A 21,379-nucleotide genomic window follows, 5' to 3' on the forward strand; every position below is an offset into this window, starting at 1 on the left:
AAAGGTGCAGGACGCGCAGAACGGAAATATAGTGTCCGTTCACCGGAAGTCGCGGGACGCCGGGCTGATCGGCGGGGTGACCGCCTCCAGCCGGTCCGCCACCAGATTGAGCACACCCTCGGTCTTCTCCAGGCGTCCCCGCACGATCAGCGCCGCGCTGCTGCGCGCCACCCGCTTGTACCGCTGCCACAGCCCGGGCGAGCAGGTCACGTTGAGCATCCCGGTCTCGTCCTCCAGGTTGATGAACGTGACCCCGCCCGCCGTCGCCGGCCGCTGCCGGTGGGTGACGATGCCGCCGACCCGGATCCGGGTGCCGGCCTCGACCCGGCCCAGCCGGGCGATCGGCACCGCCTCCGCCCGGTCCAGCTCGGCCCGGATGAACTGGGCGGGATGCGCGTCCGGGGACAGGCCGGTGGCCCAGACGTCCGCGACGAGCTTGTCCACATCGGCCATGCCGGGCAGCGTGGGCGCGGTCGTGCCGGTGACCGTACCCGGCAGGCGGTCCGGTTTGTCCGAGGCGGCGGCGCCCGCCGCCCACAGCGCCTCGCGCCGCGAGAGGCCGAAACCCGCGAAGGCGTCGGCGGTCGCGAGGGCCTCCAGGTGGGCGGTCGAGCATCCGGTCCGGCGCGCGAGATCCGCCAGATCCCGGTACGGCCCGTGCGCCCGGCGCTCCTGCTCGATGACCCCGGCCAGGTCGTCGCCGAGGGTACGGACGCTGCTCAGCCCCATCCGCACGGCCGGGCCACCCAGTCCCCAGGCGTGCGGCGGCTCCCCGGGCGCGCTGCCCCAGCGGGTCTGCGCGGTCGACTCCAGCACCGCGGCGGCGTCGCTCAGGTTGATGTCCGGGCGGCGCACCTCGACACCGTGCCGGCGGGCGTCGTCGACCAGCGACTGCGGCGAGTAGAAGCCCATCGGCTGGGCGTTGAGCAGAGCCGCGCAGAACGCCGCCGGGTGGTAGCGCTTGAGCCAGGAACTGGCGTAGACCAGGTACGCGAAGCTCATCGCGTGGCTCTCCGGGAAGCCGTAGTTGGCGAACGCGGACAGCTTCACGAACAGGTCGTCGGCCAGCTCACCGGTGATGCCCCGGGCGGCCATCCCGGCGTACAGGCGGCTCTTGATCCGTTCCATCTTCTCCACCGACCGTTTGGATCCCATCGCCCGGCGCAGCTGATCGGCCTCGGCCGGGTCGAAGCCCGCGACGTCGATGGCCAGCTGCATCAGCTGTTCCTGGAACAGCGGCACCCCGAGGGTCTTCTCCAGCGCGTTGCGCATCAGCGGATGCGGGTAGGTGACCTCCTCCAGGCCGTTCTTGCGGCGGATGAACGGGTGCACCGAGCCGCCCTGGATCGGACCGGGCCGGATCAGCGCGACCTCGACGACCAGGTCGTAGAACTCGCGGGGCTTGAGCCGGGGCAGCGTGGCCATCTGCGCGCGGCTCTCCACCTGGAAGACGCCGACGGAATCGGCCCGGCACAACATGTCGTAGACCTCGGGATCGTCCAGCCGCATGGTGCCGATGTCCAGGTCCGACTCGATCATGTCGTACGCGTAGTGCAGCGCCGACAGCATGCCCAGCCCCAGCAGGTCGAACTTGACCAGTTCGATCGCCGCGCAGTCGTCCTTGTCCCACTGCAGCACCGTGCGCCCGGGCATCCGGCCCCACTCCACCGGGCACACCTCGATGATCGGCCGGTCGCAGATGACCATGCCGCCGGAGTGGATGCCCAGGTGCCGCGGAAAGTTCTGCACCTGGTTGGCGAACGCGACGACGTGGGCGGGGATGTCCTCCACGTCGACCGAGGCGACACTGCCCCAGCGGTCGATCTGCTTGCTCCACGCGTCCTGCTGCCCGGGCGAGAAACCGAAGGCCTTGGCCATGTCCCGGACGGCGGACCGCGGCCGGTACGAGATCACGTTGGCGACCTGCGCGGTGTGCTCCCGGCCGTACCGGCGGTAGACGTACTGGATGACCTCCTCGCGACGGTCGGACTCGATGTCGACGTCGATGTCCGGCGGCCCGTCCCGCTCCGGGGCCAGGAACCGCTCGAACAGCAGGTCGTACGCGACGGCGTCCACGTTGGTGATGCGCAGCGCGTAACAGACCGCGGAGTTGGCGGCCGAGCCCCGCCCCTGGCAGTAGATGTCCGCGTCCCGGCAGAACTTCACGATGTCGTAGACCACCAGGAAGTACCCGGGGAAGCGCAACTCCTCGATCATCTTCAGCTCGTGCTCGATCTGCGCGTACGCCTTCGGGTGCGCCTGCGGCGGCCCGTACCGCTCCCGCGCGCCCCGCATGGTCAGCTCCCGCAGCCAGCTCATCTCGGTGTGCCCGGGCGGGATGTCGAAATCGGGCAGCTTCGGCGCGACCAGGTTCAGGTCGAAGGCGAGATCATCACCGAACATCGCGGCGTTCTCCACCGCCCCCGGATACGCCGCGAACCGCCGCCGCATCTCGGCCCCGCTGCGCAGGTGGGCGGTGCCGGCGGCGGGCAGCCAGCCGTCCATGTCGTCGAGGCTGCGCCGTGCCCGTACGGCGGCCAGCGCGGTGGCCAGCCGGCGCCGCGCCGGGGTCGCATAGTGCACGTTGCCGGTCGCGACCACCTCCAGCCGGCGACTGCGGGCCAGCTCGTACAGGGCGTCGTTGCGGTCGTCGTCGTAGGGGTCGCCGTGCGCGGTCAGCTCCACCACGACATTGCTGCGGCCGAAGAGCCGGACGAGCCGGTCCAGCTCGTACGCGGCCGCCGGCATCCCGCCACCGGCCAGCGCCCGCGGCACACTGCCCTTGCGGCACCCGGTCAGCACGAGCACATGGTCACGCAGGACCGCGGCGACGTCCTCCAGCTCCCCGTACGCCGGTTTGCCCTTCTCCTCGCCGTCGAGCTGCCCGCGGGAGATGGTGCGGGCCAGCCGGGCGTACCCCTCGGGGCCGTGCGCGAGGGCGAGCAGATGCCGGCCCTCGGGGTCGGCCTCACCGTTCTGCGGCTTGGCGAGATCCAGCGACAGCTCGGCGCCGAAGATCGTGGGCAACCCCAGCTCACGGGCGGCCTGCGAGAAACGCACGACTCCGTAGAACCCGTCGTGGTCGGTGACGGCCAAGCCGGTGAGCCCCAGCCGGGCGGCCTCCTCGGCGAGCTCCTCGGGGTGGCTGGCGCCGTCCAGGAAGCTGAAGTTGGTGTGGCAGTGCAGTTCGGCGTACCGGTCCCGGCTGGGTGCCCGGACCAGGGCCGGCGCCTGATAGGGCTGCCGCTTGCGGCTCCAGGCGGGGGAATCCCCGCCGTCGCCGTCGACGGCGAGCGGATCGACGACGTGCAGAGGCCGGCCGGTGAGCGTGCCCTCCAGCTTGGACCACGGCATCCGCGGATTGTGGAAACTCATGATGCGGGCGCCCTGGTCATGGATGGCCTAGTCATAGATGGCCTCGATCGCCCAGTGCCCGGCGGCGAGCGAGAGCAGCAGGGCCCGGCCGTCGTCGAGGGAGACCTGGAAGCGGGCCCGGCGGCGGGCCTCGGCGGGAGCCCACCAGCGCTCGTCGACCGGCCACGGGCCGGCCCAGCCGGCGATGACGACGGGGGCGGCGGCGCCGATGAGCAGGAAGGCGGGGTCGCCGGTGAGCTCGAGGCGGGCGCTGACGCCGACGGGCCGGCGGCCGGCATCGAGCACGACGGCGGGCAGGGCCTGCGGGAGAACCAGGGCAGGCGCGGGGCGGGGCAGGCGACCGGGCCAGGGCGGCATCGGTACGGGCCGTTTGACGCCTTTCCGTCCTCGCTTCTGTCCTTCCTGGCGGACCCCCGCTTCCGGCTTTTGTTCTCTTCCTTCCCTCTCCGCTGCCGTCTTCGGCGGCCGCCCTTCCGCTTCGAGCGTTCGCTCTTTCCCTTCCATCGCCACATCCGGCCGCGAACCGGCCGCTTCCGCCTCGGACTTCGGTCCTTCCTCGCGGGCCACTCCCGGCTGAGACCCGGCTACTGCCCCACTCGGAACTGCCCACAAGCGGGCACCGCTTTCCCATTCCTCGCCGGCCTCGTTCTTTCCGGCCGGGAGCGCCTCGGGCGGCGGACCCGGGAGAGCGATCAACGCCGGCGGGTCGGCCAGGGAGACCACCACCGGTTCGAGCGCCGGTAGCGGGACGGCAGCCTCGCCGGCGGGCCGGGCCGGCGTGCGCTCGTCGCCCCACGGGACCAGGCGTACCTGGTCGTCCGCGGAACGCCCCCCGCCGAGCACCGCCGTCAGCACCGCCTCCGGCCCCAGCAGACCTTGGATGCGGCTCAGGGCGCGGTGGGCCCGTTCGCGTTCGGCGCCGGTGTCACCCCAGAGGCCGGGTTGCAGGCCGAGGTGGACGAGGACTCCGTCCGGGACGAGCCGCAGCCGGACCAGTCCGGCGGTGGGCCGGTTCGGTGCGCCACGCCGGGCGCCGGTGAGCCAGCCGTCGAGCTGCCACCGTACGCGTTCGGCGATGGCCGCGGCCGTGAGCAGGCCCTCGTGCCGCCAGACCCGGTGCAGTTCCTGCCCGTCGGCGGTGACCGCCTCGATGCCCAGCCGGGTGCAGGCCAGCCCGTGCGCCGCGAGCCGCTCGTGCAGCCGCTCGGCCAGGGCCCGGCCGGCGAACGCGGCGACGTCGACCCGTTCGAGCGGCTCGTCGTAGGTGTCGCTGACGTCCAGGTCGGGCGGCGGCTGCCGCACCGCCAGCGGCCGATGGTCGAACCCGCCGGCGAGCCGGTGCGCGAGCGCCCCGTCGAACCCGAACCGGGTGAGCACGTCGGAAGCGGGCAGAGCGGCGAAATCCCCCAGGGTCTTGACCCCCAGCCGCCGGAGCAGGTCGGCCAGGTCGGGCCGCTCCAGCGCCTCGACGGGCACGGCGGCGAGAAATTCCCGGGTACGCCCGGAGCCGACGATCGTCCCGGACCGCGCGGCCAGCCCGGCGGCGAACACCCCGTCGGCGATGCCCACCTGACTCTCGACGGCGCAGGCCTGAGCGACCTGCTCGACGATCCGCTCGGCGGCCGGCTCCTCACCGCCGAAGTACCGGGCGGGCCCCCGCGCGGCCAGCGCACAAGCCCCGGCCCGGATCACCTCGACCCCGACCGCGACCTCCTCGACGGCGGCGACCACCGGCTCGAAAGCCCGGGCATCCCGCCCCGGATCGTGGTCGACGACCACGAGCTGAGGACACCGGCTCTGCGCCTCCCGCCGCCGCAGGCCCCGCCGCACCCCGTCCGCCCGGGCCGCCTCGGAACAGGCCAGCACTCTGTTTCCGTGGAGAACGGCCACGGCCCCGGAAGCCGCGACCCCCTCCACGATCTCCGCGGCGATGACCGGCCAGTCGGGACACCAGAGGACGAGGGTCCGGACTCCGGCGGTGGTGGGGCTCATGCGTAGCCTGCTTCGGCCGCCCGCACCCACCCGGCGAACTGCTCACCGCCGGCCGTCTGCGCTTCTGCTACCGACTGCGGCGGTGTGGACGCCGGTGAGCCCGGTGCGCCGGGGCGGATCGGCGTGACGGACGCCAGCGAGGCAGAGCCGGATCTTGTCGCGCCCGGTCCGGCAACACGGCCCGCGACGCTCGGAGCCGCCGACGGCTGCTGGGCATCGCGCTCGGCTTCAGCCGGCTGGTCGGCGGCCGGGCGGACAGCGGTGGGCCGGGTCCGGGCGCCGGGCGTGGGGTCGGACGGGGGTACGACGGCGAGTCCCGGCATCCACATGGTGATCTCTTTGGGGCGGGCCGCCGTACCCCGGCCCCGGGCGACGACGGTGACCTTGCGCCGGCGCAGCCGGCCGTGCCCCGCGCCGAGACCTTCCCACCGGCCCTGGGTGACCTGCAGCGTCACATCCGCGCCGTCCCACCGCCCGTAGGGCACGAGCACACACCCACGCTGCCGGGCCCGGGCGACGAGCCGGCTGGTGATCGAAGCCGAAACCTGCCCCGGTACGGCAACGACCACGACATCCACCCCGTCGATGAGCGCGGCGACGACGGTGGGCCACTCGGGACCGGGATCAGGCACAAGCGCCAGCCGATCCAGGGCGATCCCACTCTCCGCGGCGGCGAGCGCGCCGAGCGTGGGAACGCCGACGACGGCACACCAGGAACCGGCGTTGGAGGCGGCGGCAAGCAGGGCCAGGAGCAGGGAGGTGCTTCCTCCTCCGGGCTGCACCGCGCCGCCACCCCGGATGGTGGTGCCGGGGACGGGCGGTGCACTCCGCAGCGAGGAGGAACGGTCGGCCGGGGATCCTCTCCGGGCCGGCGCGGTCGCGGACCCTCGGCCGCCCGGCCCCACCAGGAAATCGCTTCCGGCGCCGTCAGCCGCGAAGCCTTCACCGCCCGGCCGCGTTGGTCCTCCGCCGACGACGTCGATCTCCGGGGCCCGGCTGCCCGGCCCGTTCCCGGCTGCCTCGTGCGGGCCGGCTGCGGATCTCGGCGAACCGCGGCGGGCTTCGCGCTCGTGGGGGCCGGCGGGTGGCGGCGGCGGGGTGGGCAGGGCGCCCTGGTGGACGGAAGGGCCGGGGGTGATGCCGATCGCGATGGTGGTCCCGCGGCGCAGGCCGCGGCTCGGCAGCAGACTGCTCAGCTCGGGGAGGACCGGCAGCACCCGGTGCGTCCCGAAATCGCCGAGGTCGCCGGCCGGCCGGATCAGCTCAGCAAGGGCCGCAGCACCGTTGATCATGCGCCCGGCCATTTCCCGCCCCGTTTGTACACGTGCATCGAAGTTGATCTTTAATGTCACGACTCCGCCGGAGCGACGCCGCGAACGAGGTGCTGCCACCAGCGATCCGGAGGGCCCGCACCCACCGCGACCAGAACTCAGGCGGTGCGGTGCCGAGCGGCCGCCAGTGGAGTCCGCACAGCTCAGCAGCTGCGACAAGGAGCCGCAGGCACTCCGCTCTCCGCACCACCCGGCGAGCCACAGAGCGATCGCCGCGAGATGCCCAGCGCCCGCTTGACCCACTGCCCAGCGCCCGCTTGACCCACTGCCCAGCGCCGGCGAGGCCCGCCCGGGCACGTCCAGCACCCAGCACCCGGCACTCCGGCACCCGGCACCCCGGCGTCGCCGGACCGTTCGCCCGGCTCGCGGCCGGCCGCGCCTGACAAGCAGGCTCGCGCTGGGCGTCGCCACCCGGATCGCCCGTTCCCGGCCGACCGAGAAGGTTGGCCGACCCGATGCATCCGGGCAGGAGCAGAGGGAGGGCAGCCGCCGGGCCGCCTAGGCGGCTTCGAGGGTGGGCTGGTAGGCCACGCCGAGAGTGGACTCGACCAGGGAGACGAAGTGCTCCGCCGCACGGAGCAGATCGTCCGCCTCGCGGGAGCTGACCACGCGGGGAATGCCCGCTTCGGCGGCGGCCCGCTTGGTCGCGCCCAGGGCGAAGTAGCCGGCCCAGTCGCTGAACTCGGGTGCCACCAGGACCAGGAGCGACCAGGCGCTCGTCACCCGGCTGCGCTTCGTCGGCGCGGCCGGCCTGGCGCGGGCGGCGAGGACCGCTGCGGCTGCGCGCAGTGCCGCGAGGTGGGCGGCCGCGTAGCGCAGGCCGTCCGGCCGGGTGCCGGCCGCTTCCGCCAGGCCTTGGCGGGCTATGGCGAGCAGCTGGGCCGGGGTGCGGTTCGGCAGCAGATTGGCCGGGACGGTGGGCGCCGCCTGGGCCGCCGCCGTGGGCGCGTGGGCCAGCGGACCGGGGCTCGCCGCCTGACCCGGGATCGGGCCCGGGAAGGCGCTCGGCGGTCTGAGAGTGGGCACCGGGTGGGCCTGGTTGCTCACCATGGTCGTCTCCTCGCGTGTGTCGCATCCGACGTGCTGGTCGAACCGATCCGCTGCAAGAGGAAGAACACAGCGGTTGGGCAGCCGGCCGGGTGTGAAGCTTCCCCACACCACACCCGGCCGGACTTGCCGGCGGGTCCGTCGCCCGCCGCTCGGGGGTCGAGAACAGCGGACGACGGTCCTGCCTTTTGTGCCGGTCCGGACCCGCGAATGCCCGGACCTCGCATGCGGCACTTCGCGGGCGCCGCATCCGGGAGCCCCGCCGCGAACGCGGCTCCCGAGTGGTCAGGCCGAGCGATCCGCTGGCACAGGAGTTCGAACCAATCGAACACTCGTTCTAACCAAGAATGAGAGTACACCCCGGGTACGACAAAAACGCAACACACGCGAGGGCTCCGGCGGGACGGCCGGCAGCGGTGGAGATCACCTTCGCCGGAGTGGCCCGCGGAGGTAAGGACCTGCTGGTCAGGACGGGTGTACCGGTCACTCGGAAATTACTGTCCAGGACCGGCGAATCGGTCAGCCGACAGCCGGCGACCACGCCGGGCCCCGCCCTGAGCCCGGGCGTGCACCCCGCAGGACCGGCCAGCAGGAGACGAAAGAATGAAGCGTCGGCGCCACCCCCGCCGGCGACTTGGCACGCAACGCACCACGGACAAGAGAGTCAGGAAGCGGCAACCCATGACCGTCATCGACAAGATCGCGTGGATCCGCATCGAGAACGGCGCGATCCTCAGCTCCCGGTCACGCGGCAAGGACGTCTACTACCTTCCCGGCGGAAAGCGGGAGCCCGGCGAGAGCGACATCGAAACCCTCGTCCGCGAGATCCGGGAGGAGCTCAGCGTGGCCATCACCCCCGACAGCGCCGAGCATGTCGGGACCTTCGAGGCCGCCGCCCACGGGCATTCCGCCGGGACGGTCGTCCGGATGACCTGCTACACCGCCGACTACCAGGGCGTCCTGCGGCCGGACAGCGAGATCGAGGAGATCGTCTGGCTCACCCATGCCGATCGGCACCGGGTGTCCCCGGTCGATCAGATCATCTTCGCTCACCTGTACGGGACAGCGCGCCTGCGCTGAGGCCCGGTCAGCCGCCCACGTGGATGCCGGGGCGGCGGGCCGGGTCCGGTTCGCTCTTGCGGATGATCTCGCGGACCACCGGCGCCGTGTCGCCCCGGCCCAGCAGCAGATAGCGGAACAGGTGCACCAGTGGGCTGCCCTCCGCCCATTCGAAGTAGCAGTGCGGCCGTACCCCGGTCGCGTCGCGCAGGGCGAGCAGGACCGCCGCGATCGCGTTCGGCGCGGCCGGACTCTGCACCCGCAGGACGCGGTACCGTCCCACCTGCTCGCCGTGCACGCGCAGGACTTCGCTGAACTCCGACGGGTCGATCACCTTGATCTCCAGGAACAGGATGTCGGCCGTGCCGGGCACCGGGTTCATGCCGCGCTGTTCGCGTTCCTTGCCCGCGTACTCCGGCTCGTCGCCGGCCTGCCGGCGGTTGGCGACCAGGTTGAGCTCACCGTCGTACTCGATGGAGTCGGCGATGAACCGGCGGGCCGGCTCGTCGAACTCGATGCGGTCGGTCCGCAGCTCGGTGGTGCGGGTGACGCGGGAGATCAGCGAGACCACGATGATCGCGGCCACGAAGACGGCCGAGATCGCGATGCCGTCCGGCTTCTCCACGATGTTCTCGGCCAGGGCGTACACCAGGATCAGGGTGAGGATCGTGAAGCCGATCGCCGCCTTGCGCCGGCGGCGGACCGCCGAGATCGCCACGGCCACCGCGCCCGAGACCATCATGGCCAGGATGCCGGTGGCGTACGCGCCCGCCTGCGCGTTCACGTCCGCCTTGAAGACGATGGTCAGGCCGATGCTGATCGCCGTGTAGACCAGCACCACCGGCCGGATCGCGCGGGCCCATTCCGGGGCCATGCCGTAGCCGGGCAGGTAGCGCGGCACGATGTTGATCAGGCCGGCCATCGCCGACGCGCCCGCGAACCACAGGATCAGGATGCTGCTGATGTCGTACGCGGTGCCGAAGAGCTCGCCCAGCTTCTCGTGGGCCAGGTACGCCAGCGCCCGCCCGTTGGCCTGCCCGCCTGCCTCGAACTCGGCCGGCGGGATCAGCACGGTCGTCACGAAGCTCGTCGCGATCAGGTAGACGCTCATGATCAGCGCCGCCGTGGTGAGCAGCTTGCGGGTGTTGCGGACCCGGGACCTCATCCGGTCGGCCGCCGACTCGCCGGACGCCGCGATCAGCGGCATCATGCTGACCCCGGTCTCGAAGCCGGACAGGCCCAGGACCAGCGCCGGGAAGGCCAGCACGGACGGGCCGAGCAGGTCGAAGAAGCCGGTGCCGTGGGCGCCGAGCGCGTCCACCCAGGCCGACAGCGCGCCCGCGGTGGTGAACACGTCGACCAGGCCGACCACGGTGATCACCGCGTTCAGGCCGAGGAAGACCACGACCAGCGGGATGGCGACCTTGACGGCCTCGGAGAAGCCGAGCAGGAAGACGAAGCCGAGGATGAGCAGCAGCACGATGGTGATCGGCACCGCGTGGCCGTGCAGGAAGCCCGGCAGGTAGGGGTTCTCCGACATGTGCACGGTGGCGTCGGCGGCCGACAGGGTGATCGTGACGATCCACGAGGTGACCACGAAACCGAGCAGGACCAGCACGAACAGCTTGCCGCGCCAGAACGGCAGGAGGTTTTCCAGCATGGCGACCGAGCCTTGGCCGTGCGGGGACTCCTGGGCCACCCGCCGGTACATCGGGAGCATGCCGAGCAGGGTCAGCGCCACGATCAGCAGGGTGGCCAGCGGGGACAGCGCCCCGGCGGCCAGCGCCGCGATGGCCGGCAGGTACGACAGGGTGGAGAAGTAGTCCACGCCGGTCAGCGCCATGACCTTCCACCAGGGCTGCGGGTGCGAGCCCTCAGCGGCTTCCGGTCCGACCGGCTGCACGCGGTGGGCCAGCAGCCAGCGGGTGACGCGATGGGCCGGGGGTGCCGCCTGGACGGGGCTGTCCACGGACTCCGGCACGACGATCTCGGTGCTCATCGATCTCATTTCGTCGGACCGGCACCTCACCGATCACCGATGCCAGGATGCACGATGGGTGGTACCCCGCAGACATGAGGAGCGACACATGCCACGCACGTTCGTGATCACCGGAGCCAGCTCAGGGGTGGGCCTGGCCGCCGCCCGGCAACTCGCCGCGCGGGGTGAGCAGGTGGTCGTGGTGGGCCGCGATCCGGGCCGGCTGGGCGCCGCGATGGCCGCCGTACGGGCCGCCGCCACCGGGCCCGAGCCGGACGAGTTCCGCGCCGATTTCACTGTGCTCGACGAGGTCCGGGAGCTGGCCGCCAAGCTGCTGGCCGCGTACCCGAAGATCGACGTCCTGGCCAACAATGCCGGCGGCATGGTGGAGTCCTATGTCCGCACCGCGGACGGCTTCGAAGCCACCATCCAGGGCAACCACCTGGCACCGTTCCTGCTCACCCACCTGCTGCGCGGGGCGCTCGACGGCGGCCGGGTGGTCAACACGGCGTCGCGGGCGCACCAGCGCGCCCGGCTGGACCCGGAGGACTTCACCGGCTCGGCCGACAAGTACAGCTCGTGGCGCGCCTACGGGGCCAGCAAGGCGGCGAACATCCTGTTCGCGGCCGAGGCGGCCCGGCGCTGGCCGGAGATCACCTCGGTGTCGTTCCACCCGGGTGTGGTGCGCAGCAACTTCGGCGTCGGCGCGGCGACCAAGTTCTTCTACCGGTTCGCGCCGTTCCTGACCACGCCCGAGCAGGCCGGCGACCTGCTGACCTGGCTGAGCACCGCCGAGGTGACCGACGGCGCCTACTACGTGGGGCACAAGGTGACCCGGCCGGACACCGTGGCCGCCGACCCCGCGGTGGCTGCCCGGCTGTGGCAGGCCAGCGCCGCGGCGGTGGGTGTGGGCGCCGCCGGATAACGGATATCCGGGCCTTCGTCAGCCTTCTCACTAACCCCTGCCCAGCCGGCGGAACCGTTTGTACGTTGACGTCCGTGCGCCCCCGCGTCTCCCCCACCCCGCGCTGGTGGGCGCCCGCCGCGCGGGCCGCGGCCGGGTTGAGCCTGGTGGTCGTCACCGTCCTGTGGGCCCGCGGCGGCGTCGCCGACCTGGCCGCCGGGGGCCGGCCGGCGGCGGGCGCGGCGGGCCGGCTGGCCGCGCTGTGGTCGGCCGATCTGCTGCTCCTGCAGGTGCTGGTGATGGCCCGGATCCCGCTGGTGGAACGGGCCTTCGGCCAGGACACGCTGACCCGCTGGCATCGCCGCACCGGCTTCACGTCGTTCCACCTGCTGCTCGCGCACGTCGTGCTGGCCACCTGGAGCCGGGCGCCGGTCCGCAGCTTCGCCGCGTTCGTCGCCGGCGATCCCGGGATGCTGCTGGCGGTGGTCGCGCTGGCCGCCCTGGTCCTGGTGGTCGTCACGTCGGTGCGCGCGGCCCGGCGCCGCTTGCGCTACGAGTCGTGGCATCTCCTCCACCTGTACGCGTACCTGGGTGTCGGCCTGGCGTTGCCGCACGAGTTGACGGCGGGCCGGGACTTCACCGCGAGCCCGGCCGCGCGCGCGTACTGGGGTGCGCTCTACGCGGCCGCCGCCGGCAGCGTGCTGATCTTCCGGCTCGGCACGCCGTTGTGGCGCACCGCCCGCCACCGCCTGCGCGTCGACCACGTGGTCCCCGAGGCCCACGGCCTGGTCTCGGTCTACCTGCACGGTCGCCGGCTGGACCGGCTGCCGGTGCGCGCCGGGCAGTTCTTCGTCTGGCGCTTCCTGGACGGCCGCGGCTGGTCCCGGGGCAACCCGTTCTCGCTGTCCGGGCCACCCCGCGGCGACCAGTTGCGGATCACCGTCAAGGGCCTGGGCGACGGCAGTGCCCGGGTGGCCACGCTCACCCCGGGGACGCGGGTGCTGATCGAGGGACCGTACGGGCGGCTCACCGCGGAGTCGTACCGCGGCGGGCCGGTGACGATGCTGGCCTGCGGGGTCGGCATCACGCCGCTGCTCGCGCTGCTCTGGGACCTGCCGTACGGCCACGGGCAGGCGACGCTGGTCTACCGCGCCCGGCACGCCGCCGAGGTGGCGTTCCTGGACGAGCTCGAATGGCTGGCCCAGCGCCGCGGCGTCCGGCTGGTCCCGCTGATCGGCCCGCGCGCCCACCCGACGTCGTGGCTGCCGGCGGAGTACGCGGACTATTCGGACGCCGAGGCGTTGCGGGAGATCGCCCCCGACCTGGCCGACCACGACCTGTACCTGTGCGGCCCGGACCGGTGGACGGACGCGGTGCGCGCGGCGGCCCGGGCGGTCGGGGTGCCCGCCGCCCACCTGCACCGGGAGCGGTTCAGCTGGTGAACAATGAGCGGATGGAGAGCCATCCCAACGTGCTGGCCGTACAGGCCGCCCTGGAGAACGCCGATGCCCGTACCACCGACGGCAGCGCGCCGCGCATGGTCGTCTTCGACGAGGGCGTGCACACCGCCGCGGCCGCGGCCGCCGCTCTCGGCGTCGAGGTCGGACAGATCGCCAACTCGCTGATCTTCGACGCCGACGGGGAGCCGCTGCTCGTGCTCACCTCGGGCGCGCACCGGGTCGACACCAGGAAGGTCGCCGCCGCGCTGGGGGTGGCCGAGCTCGGGCGGGCCACTCCCGAGTTCGTCCGGGCGCACACCGGGCAGGCGATCGGCGGGGTCGCTCCGCTGGGACACCCGAAGCCGGTGCGCACCCTGGTCGACACCGCGCTCGCGCAGTATCCGGAGATCTGGGCGGCGGGCGGCGTACCGCAGGTGGTCTTCCCGATCACCTACGCCGAGCTGCTGCGGGTCACCGGCGGCACCGCCACCGAGGTGGCCTGAGCGGCGCCGGCCCGCAGCAGGAAGCCGGCCGCCGTCAGGGAGACCGCGGCGGTGGCGAGCAGGACGACGGCCAGCGGCGTGGCGTCGGTGATCCCGGCCAGGCCGGCCAGCGGGGAGACCAGACCGGCCCCCGCGAAGGTGGCGAACCCGTAGACCGAGGTCGCGGTGCCGGACTGGGCGCCCTGGCCGTGCAGGGCCAGGCCCGCCGCCCCGGCGAAGCAGCCGCCGCAGCCGGCCACGAACAGCCACAGGCAGGGCAGCAGGCCGGCGAGTCCGGCGTGCGCCCATTGCAGCGGCACGATCGCGGCGGCGGCCACCAGGGTCACCGCCGTGCAGCCGGCCAGGACCCGGGACGGCCCGGTCCGGCGGGTGAGCAATGAGCTGAGCTGGACGCCCGCTACCAGGCCGAGGGAGTTGAGCAGGAAGACGACGGCGCAGGTGCGGGCGCCGAGGCCGTACACCTCCTGCAGGAGGGTGGGCGACGCGGCGACGTACGCGTAGACCCCGGCGAAGGTCATGCTGCCGCTGACCGTGGCCAGCCGGAAGTCGCGGTCGGCACCGACCGCGCGCAGCCGGGCCCGGAGTGGCACCGGCTCGGGCGGCGGTTTCGCGGTCTCGGGCACGATCAGCAGCGCCGCGACGAGCAGCGTGGCCGAACCCGCGGCGAGCAGGCCGAAGATGCCCCGCCAGCCGGCCCGGGCCAGCAGCTCCGCGCCGGCCACGGGGGCGAGCAGGGGCGCGACGGTCTCCACGAGGGTGACCCGGGACAGCAGCACGACCAGGGTGCGCCCGTCGGCCACGTCCCGGACGATCGCCAGCACGAGCACCGCGCTGCCCGCCGCGCCCACGCCCTGCACGAACCGGCAGGCGGCCAGCACCTCGACCGAGGGGGCGAGGGCGCAGCCGATCGTCGCCAGCAGGTGCACCACAGTGGACAGGTCGGGGCGGAGGAGCTGACCACGCCCGAGCAGCTGCGGGAGTGGCTGGCGCAGCGGCAGCTGCTGGCCCCCGGCGCGCGGCTGCGCCCGACGGACCTGGCCACCGCCGTGGCCGTACGGGAGGGGTTGCGGGCGGTCCTGCGCACCCACGCCGGTCATCCCGCGGATCCGGCCGCGCTGGCCGCGCTCAACCGGGCCCTGCCTCCGGTGCGGCCGGCCTTCACCGCCGACGGATACCACCTGGTCGCCGCCGGCGGCCCGGCGTTCGACCGGGCGCTGGCCGGGCTGATCGACGCGGTCCGGCAGGCCGCCGAGGACGGTACGTGGACCCGGCTCAAGGTCTGCGAGCGTGACACCTGCCGCTGGGCCTTCTACGACGACTCCCGCAACCGGGTACGCCGCTGGTGCTCGATGGCCGGCTGCGGCAACCACGTCAAGATGCGCCGCGCGTACAGCGTCCGGAGCCGGCGGCGCCAGGGCGAGGAGGACGCTACGCCGCCGGCGACGTAGCGTGGCCTCCATGAATGACGTCCCGCCGCTGGTCACCCTGCACGTGTGGCGGGTTCCGCGCCGGGCCCTGGGCAGCGCGCTGCTGCGCATGGCGCTCGATCGGCGGCGGCTGCGCGGGCTGCCCGGTGTGCGGTTCGGCAAGCTGCTCGGCACCGGGACCGGCACCGGCTTCGGGCCCGGCGACGCCGATCTGACCCGGTACGCCGCCGTGGTCGCCTGGAACGACCCGGCCGGCGGGGAGCTCGGGCCGGTCGGCGCCGCCTGGGACGCGCTGGCCCAGGGGTCGGCCCGGGTCGAGCTGACCCCGCTGACCAGTCGCGGGCAGTGGTCCGGGCAGACCCCGTTCGGCGCGCCCTCCGGCGGGCGCACCGACGCCCCGGTGCTGGCGCTGACCCGGGCCCGGCTGCGCCCGGCGCGCGCGCTGACGTTCTGGCGGGCCGTGCCTCCGGTGGCGCGTGAGCTGGCCGCCGCGCCCGGCCTGCTGGCCCGGTTCGGCGTCGGGGAGGCGCCGCTCGGCTGGCAGGGCACGGTCAGCGTCTGGCGCACCGAGGCGGATCTGACCGGGTTCGCGTACCGTCAGCCGGAGCATCGCGCCGTGGTCAAGCGCACCCCGTCCGCCGGGTGGTACGCCGAGGAGCTGTTCGCCCGGTTCGCGGTGCGCGGCATCAGTGGCGACAAAGCCGTTCTGGGCTGGCAAGATGTTCCCCGGCGAGAAGGAGAGCGATGAGGCTCGTTCCCTGGCAGCCGGACGACATGCTCCGGCGGCTGGACGACGTGGTCAGCGTGTACGGCGAGGCGATGGGCTACCGCGCCGAGCTGCTGCAGACCCGGCGCGGGTACATCGGTGCCCACGTGCGCCGGGCCGGTTTCCGCGCCGTCGCCACCCTCACCACCGACGGCCACCTCGCGGGCTTCGGCTACGGCTACTCGTCCGGGCCCGGCCAGTGGTGGCACGACCAGGTCCGCGGTGCCCTGGACGAGCCCGCCCGCCGGCACTGGCTCGGTGACTGCTTCGAGGTGGTCGAGCTGCACGTCAAGCCGAGCGCGCAGGGCCACGGCATCGGCGCCCGGCAGCTGCGCGCGCTGCTGTCGATGGCCGACGGCTCGACCGTGCTGCTGTCCACCCCCGAGGCCGACGAGCAGAAGTCGCGGGCGTGGCGGCTGTACCGGCGCTTCGGCTTCTCCGACGTGCTGCGCGACTTCATCTTCCCCGGTGACGAGCGGGCGTTCGCGATCCTCGGGCGGGAGCTGCCGCTGGCCGGCCGCCCGGCGACCGAGGACGCGCCCGGGATCGTCGGCATCTGACAGTGAAGCGGGCAACACCGTGGGTGCTGCTGGGCGCCCTGATCCTGACCCAGATCTGCTATCCGCTGACCGGTGGCGGCCTGCGCGCCGGCCTGACCGTGCTGACCGTCGTGCTCGGCTATCTGCTGTCGGTCTCGCACGCGCTGCTGACCCGGGGCGTCCGGACGGCCGCCGCGCTCATCGCGACCGCGACCCTGGGCGGCTTCGCCGTCGAGGCGGTCGGGGTGGCGACCGGGTTCCCGTTCGGCACCTACGACTACTCCGGCCAGCTCGGTCCCAAGCTGCTCGGCGTACCGCTGATCATCCCGCTGGCCTGGACCTGGATGGCCTGGCCGGCCTGGCTGGCCGCGCTGCGGCTGGCCCGGTCCACGCCGGCGCGGATCGCGCTGGCCGCGGCCGGGCTCGCGGCCTGGGACCTGTTCCTCGACCCGCAGATGGTCGCCGAGGGCTACTGGACCTGGGACTCCCCCACGCCCGCGCTGCCCGGTGTGCCCGGCATCCCGATCGGCAACTACCTGGGCTGGCTGGGCTTCGCGGTGCTGCTGATGGCCGGGCTGGCCGCCGCCGCGGGGCCGCGCGCCGCCGTGGCCCGGCCCGGGGACACACCGATGCTCGCGCTCTGGTGGTGGACGTACGCTTCCTCCGTGCTCGCCCACGCCGTCTTCCTCGGCCTGCCGGCCTCGGCGCTGTGGGGCGGCGTGCTGATGGGCGCGATCGTGCTGCCGCTGGCCGTACGGCGGGTCCGGCAGCCGGTGCCCGCATGAGGTGGGCGGTGTTGCTCCCGCTCGTCGCGCTGACCGCCCACACGATCGTCAACGCGGCGTTGCTGCGCCGCCCGCGGACCGGGGCGACGACCACCCAACGGGTCGCCGTGCTGCTGCCGCTGCGCGACGAGGCGGACCGCGTGACGCCGTGCCTGCAGGCGCTGCTGGGCCAGTCCGGCGTGCCCCACCTGGAGATCCTCGTGCTCGACGACGGCTCGACCGACGGCACGGCCGAGGTGGTGCGGGCGGTCGCCGGCGACAAGGTACGGCTGCTGACCGGCGCGCCCCTGCCGGCCGGCTGGCTCGGCAAGCCGCACGCGTGCGCGCAACTCGCATCCGCGGCCGGCGACGTGGACGTACTGGTTCTTGTGGACGCCGACGTGGTGCTGGCCCCCGGGGCGATCGCCGGCGGGGTGGAGCTGCTGCGCTCGGCCGGGGTGGAGCTGCTGTCGCCGTACCCGCGGATCGTCGGGTCCGGGCGGCTCGTGCAGCCGCTGCTGCAGTGGTCGTGGCTGACCTTCCTGCCGCTGCGGGCGATGGAACGCTCGCCGCGGCCGTCGCTGGCGGCGGCCGGTGGCCAGTGGCTGGTGCTGGACCGGGCCGGCTACGAGCGGGCCGGCGGGCACGCGGCGGTACGGGACGACGTGCTGGAGGACATCGGGCTGGCCCGGGCGGTCAAACGGGCCGGCGGCCGGATCGCCCTCGCCGACGGCTCGGCGCTGGCGGAGTGCCTGATGTACACCTCGTGGCGGGAGCTGCGTGACGGCTACAGCAAGTCGATGTGGGCGTCCTTCGGTTCGCCGGCCGGGGCGGCCGCGGTGGTCGGGCTGCTGGTGCTGCTCTACGTCGTGCCGCCGGTGGCCGCCGTCGTTCTGCTGGCCGCCGGGGCGGTGGGGCCGGCCGGGTGGGCGCTGGGGGCGTACCTGCTCGGGGTTGCCGGCCGGGTGGTCGCGGCCCGGGCGACCGGCGGCCGGGCCTGGCCCGACGCCCTGGCCCAGCCGGTCTCGATCCTGCTTTTCGCCGCTCTGGTGGTGCGCTCGTACGCGCTGCGGCGGCGTGGAGCGCTTTCCTGGCGAGGACGGCCCGTATGAGCAACGTCGTGGTCATCGGGGCTGGGGTGGGTGGCCTGGCCGCCGCCGCGCGGCTGGCCGCTGCCGGGCACCGGGTGACCGTGCACGAGCGGGCGGCCGAGGTCGGCGGCAAGCTCGGCCGGTACGAGCGCGACGGCTTCCGCTTCGACACCGGCCCCAGCCTGCTCACGCTGCCGCAGGTCTTCGCCGACCTGGGCCTGGAGCTGTCCCCGGTGGCGCTGGACCCGGTGGTGCGCCACCACTTCCCCGACGGCTCGGTGCTGGACTCCTCGTCCGACCCGCAGGTGTTCCGCGAGCGCATCGAGGCCGCCTTCGGGGCCGCGGCCGGCGCGGACTGGGCGCGGTTCTGGGTGCGCGCCGAGCGGATCTGGCGGGCCTCCTGGCGCTCGGTGCTGCAGCGCGAGGTCACCCCGGCGTCGCTGGCCGCGCTGTCCTGGCGGGTCGCTGACCTGGCGGCCATCGCGCCCGGGCGCTCGCTGCGGTCGCTGGGCCGGCACTATCTGCGGGACCCGCGGCTGCGCATGATGCTGGACCGCTATGCGACCTACACCGGCGCCGATCCGCGCCGGGCCCCGGCGGCGCTGGCCGCGATCCCGTACGCGGAGCTGGCCTTCGGCGGCTGGTATCTCGACGGCGGGCTGGGGGTGCTGGCCACGGCGCTGCTCGACCGCTGCCGCGCGCTGGGGGTGCGGGTCGTGACGTCCTCGCCGGTCGAGCGGATCTGCTCGACCGCGGGCCGGGCCACCGGCGTACGGCTGCGCTCCGGCGCGGAGGTCCCGGCCGACGTGGTGGTGGCCAATGTGGACGCCTTGTCGGTGTACCGCGACCTGCTGCCGGCGCCGTCCCGCCTCGGTGGGCTGGCCGCTCGCAGCCTGGCGGGCTTCGTCCTGCTGCTCGGCGTCCGCGGGCAGACACCCGAGCTGGCGCACCACACGGTGTTCTTCCCCCGCGACTACGACGCCGAGTTCGACGCCGTCTTCGGCTCTCCCGGCACCGGCGAACGCGCCCGGCCGCCCTCGGACCCGACCGTCTTCGTGACCCGGGCCGCGGATCCCATGGTGAGCCCGCCCGGCACGGAGGCCTGGTTCGTGCTGGTCAACGCACCCCGGCACGGCACGTCGGCCGGGGCGGTCGACTGGCGGCGGCCCGGCCTGGCCGACGCCTACGGGCGGCACATCCTGGACGTGCTGGCCGCCCGCGGGCTGGACGTGCGGGACCGCCTGCTGTTCACCGAGACCCGCACCCCGGCGGATCTGGCGGACGCCACGGCCGCGCCGGGCGGCGCGATCTACGGTACGGCGGGCGGCCTGACCCGCCCGGCGAACCGTGGCCCGCTGGCCGGGCTGTTCCTGGTCGGCGGCTCCACCCATCCGGGCGGCGGACTGCCCATGGTGACCCTGTCGGCCAAGATCGTCGCGGACGAGATCGGACCGGCGTGACAGCTGCCTTCAGTGCCTTCGTCGCGGAGCGGGCGATCCCGTTCGGCACCACCGATCCGCTCGCGCCGCTGGACGACCTGGAACCGCTGGTGGAGATCCTGCGGGACGCGCGGGTGGTCGCCATCGGCGAGAGCGCCCACCACGTCCGCGAGTTCTCCCTGTGGCGGCATCGGCTGCTGCGGTTCCTGGCCGAGCGATGCGGCTTCACGGTCTTCGCGATGGAGTCCGGCTTCAGCGAGGGCCTGGCCGTGGACGACTGGGTGCGGGGCGGGGCGGGTGACCTCGACGAGCTGGCCGAGCACGGGATCACGTACCGGATGGGCCGGTGCCCGGAGATGCGGGACCTGCTCCGCTGGATGCGGTCGTCGCCGCTGCCGCTGCGGTTCAGCGGGGTGGACGTCCCCGGTTCGACCGCCTCTCCCCTGCCGGCCCTCGACAGCCTGCGGCGTTACCTGGGCAAGGTCGACGCGGACGCGCTGCCGCTGGTCGACCGGATCGCCGAGTACGCCCGGGCCTACGCCGGCGAGCACACTCTGCTGGCGTACCGGGCCTATGCGGCGATCGACGGGGTGGACCGGGACCGGGCCACCGCACTGCTGGCCGACCTGGCGACCCGCTTCGACGCCCTGGCCGTGGACTACACGGCGACCGCCGGTGCCGGGGCGTACCGGACGGCCCGGCACGAGCTGCGGCTGGCGTGCCTGCTGGACCAGGGGTTGCGCAGCTTCAGGGCGGACTTCGCCCATCCCAAGGTGGCCGCCAGAGACCGGGGTATGGCCGAGACCGTCTTCCACCTGCTGGGCCCGGACACGAAGATCGTGCTGGCCGCGCACAACACGCACATCCAGCGCACCCCGGTACGCACTCCCACGTTCGCGCTGTCCGCCATGGGTCACCATCTCGCCGACCGCCTCGGTGGGCAGTACGTGGCGATGGCGGTGACCGCGCAGACGGGCCGGACCTCCGCGCGCCGCGCCGACCCGGACGCACCGGGCGGTGTCGCGGTGACCAGCGAGGAGCTGCCGCCGGCGCCCGCGGACAGTGTGGAGGCCGCGTTCCCGCCGTCGGCCGGGCCGGCGCTGGTGGATCTGCGGGCGGCGCGGGACCGGATGAGCGGGCCGGAGAAGATCCGCCTGTCGGAGACCTTCCTGGACACTCCGGTGCTGGACGCCTACGACCTCGTCGTGAGCCTGCCGGAGATCAGCACCGCGTCACGGTAGGTCCCGGACGGCGGTCTCGCCCGCCTCGGTGGTGCGGCGCAGGAAGTCGGCCACCACGGCCAGTTCCGCGTCCGAGTAGCCGGCGCAGATCTCCTCGATCGAGCGGTTCATCCCGGCGAGCATCCCGTAGAGCTCGCCCTGGCGGTCGCGCAGGGAACGGATCTGCACCGCGCGACGGTCGTTCTCGGCGCGCTCCCGGGCGATCCAGCCGCCGCGTTCCAGCCGGTCGAGGATGCCGGTGAGGGTGGCCGGGTGCACGCCGGTGAGCCGGGCCAGGGCGGTCGGGCTCAGCGGGCCGGCCCGGTCGATCAGGTCCAGACAGTCCAGGTCGGCGTCCTTGAGCTCGAGCCGGGTGCCGACCTGCCGGCTGAACACCGACAGCTGGTTGCGGGCCAGCCGCAGCGACTCCTTGACCCCGGCCACCAGCCGCCGACGAGATGTTACGTCCGCCATATTGTATGAACTCCAAAATACTTTACTATGA

The 21,379-nt window shown here is 73.7% G+C and carries 17 protein-coding genes and 1 pseudogene; 11 read left to right on the forward strand and 7 right to left on the reverse strand.

The features are described from left to right. Positions 1–39: 39 nt before the first annotated feature. The 4 genes and pseudogenes from ACWEOZ_RS19345 to ACWEOZ_RS19360 all read right to left on the reverse strand — a co-directional run bounded on the left by ACWEOZ_RS19345 (position 40) and on the right by ACWEOZ_RS19360 (position 7,748). Positions 40–3,375: an error-prone DNA polymerase gene (locus ACWEOZ_RS19345; RefSeq protein WP_451912051.1), complete on the reverse strand. Its 3,336-nt coding sequence runs from the start codon at positions 3,373–3,375 to the stop codon at positions 40–42. Between the two features lie 27 nt (positions 3,376–3,402). Then, a complete protein-coding gene (locus ACWEOZ_RS19350) occupies positions 3,403–5,367 on the reverse strand; it encodes a Y-family DNA polymerase (RefSeq protein WP_451912052.1) in 1,965 nt (654 codons plus the stop codon). 233 nt (positions 5,368–5,600) lie between these two features. After that, positions 5,601–6,275: pseudogene (locus ACWEOZ_RS19355) on the reverse strand (hypothetical protein); the annotation flags it as partial. Positions 6,276–7,196: 921 nt separating this feature from the next. Next, positions 7,197–7,748: an SAV_6107 family HEPN domain-containing protein gene (locus tag ACWEOZ_RS19360; RefSeq protein WP_451912053.1), complete on the reverse strand. Its 552-nt coding sequence runs from the start codon at positions 7,746–7,748 to the stop codon at positions 7,197–7,199. A gap of 678 nt (positions 7,749–8,426) precedes the next feature. On the opposite strand from ACWEOZ_RS19360, the gene ACWEOZ_RS19365 reads away from it, so the two are divergent. Beyond that, positions 8,427–8,825, forward strand: a complete 399-nt coding sequence (locus tag ACWEOZ_RS19365) for an NUDIX hydrolase (protein ID WP_451912054.1) — start codon at positions 8,427–8,429, stop codon at positions 8,823–8,825. Positions 8,826–8,832: 7 nt separating this feature from the next. Here ACWEOZ_RS19365 and ACWEOZ_RS19370 read toward each other — a convergent pair whose 3' ends face one another. After that, positions 8,833–10,803 (reverse strand): amino acid transporter, encoded by a 1,971-nt coding sequence (locus ACWEOZ_RS19370; protein ID WP_451912055.1) that lies wholly within the window; start codon positions 10,801–10,803, stop codon positions 8,833–8,835. A gap of 88 nt (positions 10,804–10,891) precedes the next feature. On the opposite strand from ACWEOZ_RS19370, the gene ACWEOZ_RS19375 reads away from it, so the two are divergent. From ACWEOZ_RS19375 to ACWEOZ_RS19385, 3 genes are all read left to right on the forward strand, one after another. Beyond that, entirely contained in the window at positions 10,892–11,707 is an 816-nt protein-coding gene (locus ACWEOZ_RS19375; RefSeq protein ID WP_451912056.1) for an SDR family NAD(P)-dependent oxidoreductase, read from the forward strand. A 74-nt stretch (positions 11,708–11,781) separates the two neighbouring features. Next, on the forward strand, positions 11,782–13,128 hold the full coding sequence (locus ACWEOZ_RS19380; RefSeq protein WP_451912057.1) for a ferredoxin reductase family protein: 1,347 nt from the start codon (positions 11,782–11,784) through the stop codon (positions 13,126–13,128). Positions 13,129–13,139: 11 nt separating this feature from the next. Beyond that, positions 13,140–13,628: a YbaK/EbsC family protein gene (locus ACWEOZ_RS19385; protein ID WP_451912058.1), complete on the forward strand. Its 489-nt coding sequence runs from the start codon at positions 13,140–13,142 to the stop codon at positions 13,626–13,628. On the opposite strand, the gene ACWEOZ_RS19390 is transcribed toward ACWEOZ_RS19385, so the two are convergent. Continuing rightward, on the reverse strand, positions 13,577–14,557 hold the full coding sequence (locus ACWEOZ_RS19390) for an MFS transporter (RefSeq protein WP_451912059.1): 981 nt from the start codon (positions 14,555–14,557) through the stop codon (positions 13,577–13,579). The two genes, ACWEOZ_RS19385 and ACWEOZ_RS19390, sit on opposite strands and share 52 nt — an antisense overlap. On the opposite strand from ACWEOZ_RS19390, the gene ACWEOZ_RS19395 reads away from it, so the two are divergent. The 7 genes from ACWEOZ_RS19395 to ACWEOZ_RS19425 are packed head-to-tail and all read left to right on the forward strand — an operon-like array spanning position 14,549 to position 20,895. Beyond that, positions 14,549–15,076 carry a CGNR zinc finger domain-containing protein gene (locus ACWEOZ_RS19395; RefSeq protein WP_451912060.1) on the forward strand — a complete coding sequence of 176 codons (528 nt, stop codon included), beginning with the start codon at positions 14,549–14,551 and terminating at the stop codon, positions 15,074–15,076. The genes ACWEOZ_RS19390 and ACWEOZ_RS19395 overlap by 9 nt on opposite strands. 10 nt (positions 15,077–15,086) lie before the next feature. Then, positions 15,087–15,803 (forward strand): monooxygenase, encoded by a 717-nt coding sequence (locus ACWEOZ_RS19400; protein ID WP_451912061.1) that lies wholly within the window; start codon positions 15,087–15,089, stop codon positions 15,801–15,803. Continuing rightward, positions 15,800–16,381 carry a GNAT family N-acetyltransferase gene (locus ACWEOZ_RS19405; protein ID WP_451912062.1) on the forward strand — a complete coding sequence of 194 codons (582 nt, stop codon included), beginning with the start codon at positions 15,800–15,802 and terminating at the stop codon, positions 16,379–16,381. Before ACWEOZ_RS19400 ends, ACWEOZ_RS19405 begins: the two co-directional genes overlap by 4 nt. A 2-nt stretch (positions 16,382–16,383) precedes the next feature. Beyond that, complete coding sequence (locus ACWEOZ_RS19410) at positions 16,384–17,145, forward strand: carotenoid biosynthesis protein (protein WP_451912063.1); 762 nt, start codon at positions 16,384–16,386, stop codon at positions 17,143–17,145. Further along, positions 17,142–18,236 carry a glycosyltransferase gene (locus tag ACWEOZ_RS19415; protein ID WP_451912064.1) on the forward strand — a complete coding sequence of 365 codons (1,095 nt, stop codon included), beginning with the start codon at positions 17,142–17,144 and terminating at the stop codon, positions 18,234–18,236. The genes ACWEOZ_RS19410 and ACWEOZ_RS19415 overlap by 4 nt, the downstream gene beginning before the upstream one ends. Beyond that, on the forward strand, positions 18,233–19,675 hold the full coding sequence (locus ACWEOZ_RS19420; RefSeq protein ID WP_451912065.1) for a phytoene desaturase family protein: 1,443 nt from the start codon (positions 18,233–18,235) through the stop codon (positions 19,673–19,675). Before ACWEOZ_RS19415 ends, ACWEOZ_RS19420 begins: the two co-directional genes overlap by 4 nt. Next, positions 19,672–20,895 carry an erythromycin esterase family protein gene (locus tag ACWEOZ_RS19425; protein WP_451912066.1) on the forward strand — a complete coding sequence of 408 codons (1,224 nt, stop codon included), beginning with the start codon at positions 19,672–19,674 and terminating at the stop codon, positions 20,893–20,895. Before ACWEOZ_RS19420 ends, ACWEOZ_RS19425 begins: the two co-directional genes overlap by 4 nt. Here the strand turns inward: ACWEOZ_RS19425 and ACWEOZ_RS19430 are convergent. Beyond that, entirely contained in the window at positions 20,887–21,348 is a 462-nt protein-coding gene (locus ACWEOZ_RS19430) for a MarR family transcriptional regulator (protein WP_451912067.1), read from the reverse strand. The genes ACWEOZ_RS19425 and ACWEOZ_RS19430 overlap by 9 nt on opposite strands. Positions 21,349–21,379 lie beyond the last annotated feature (31 nt).

Source organism: Actinoplanes sp. NPDC004185, assembly GCF_053603475.1.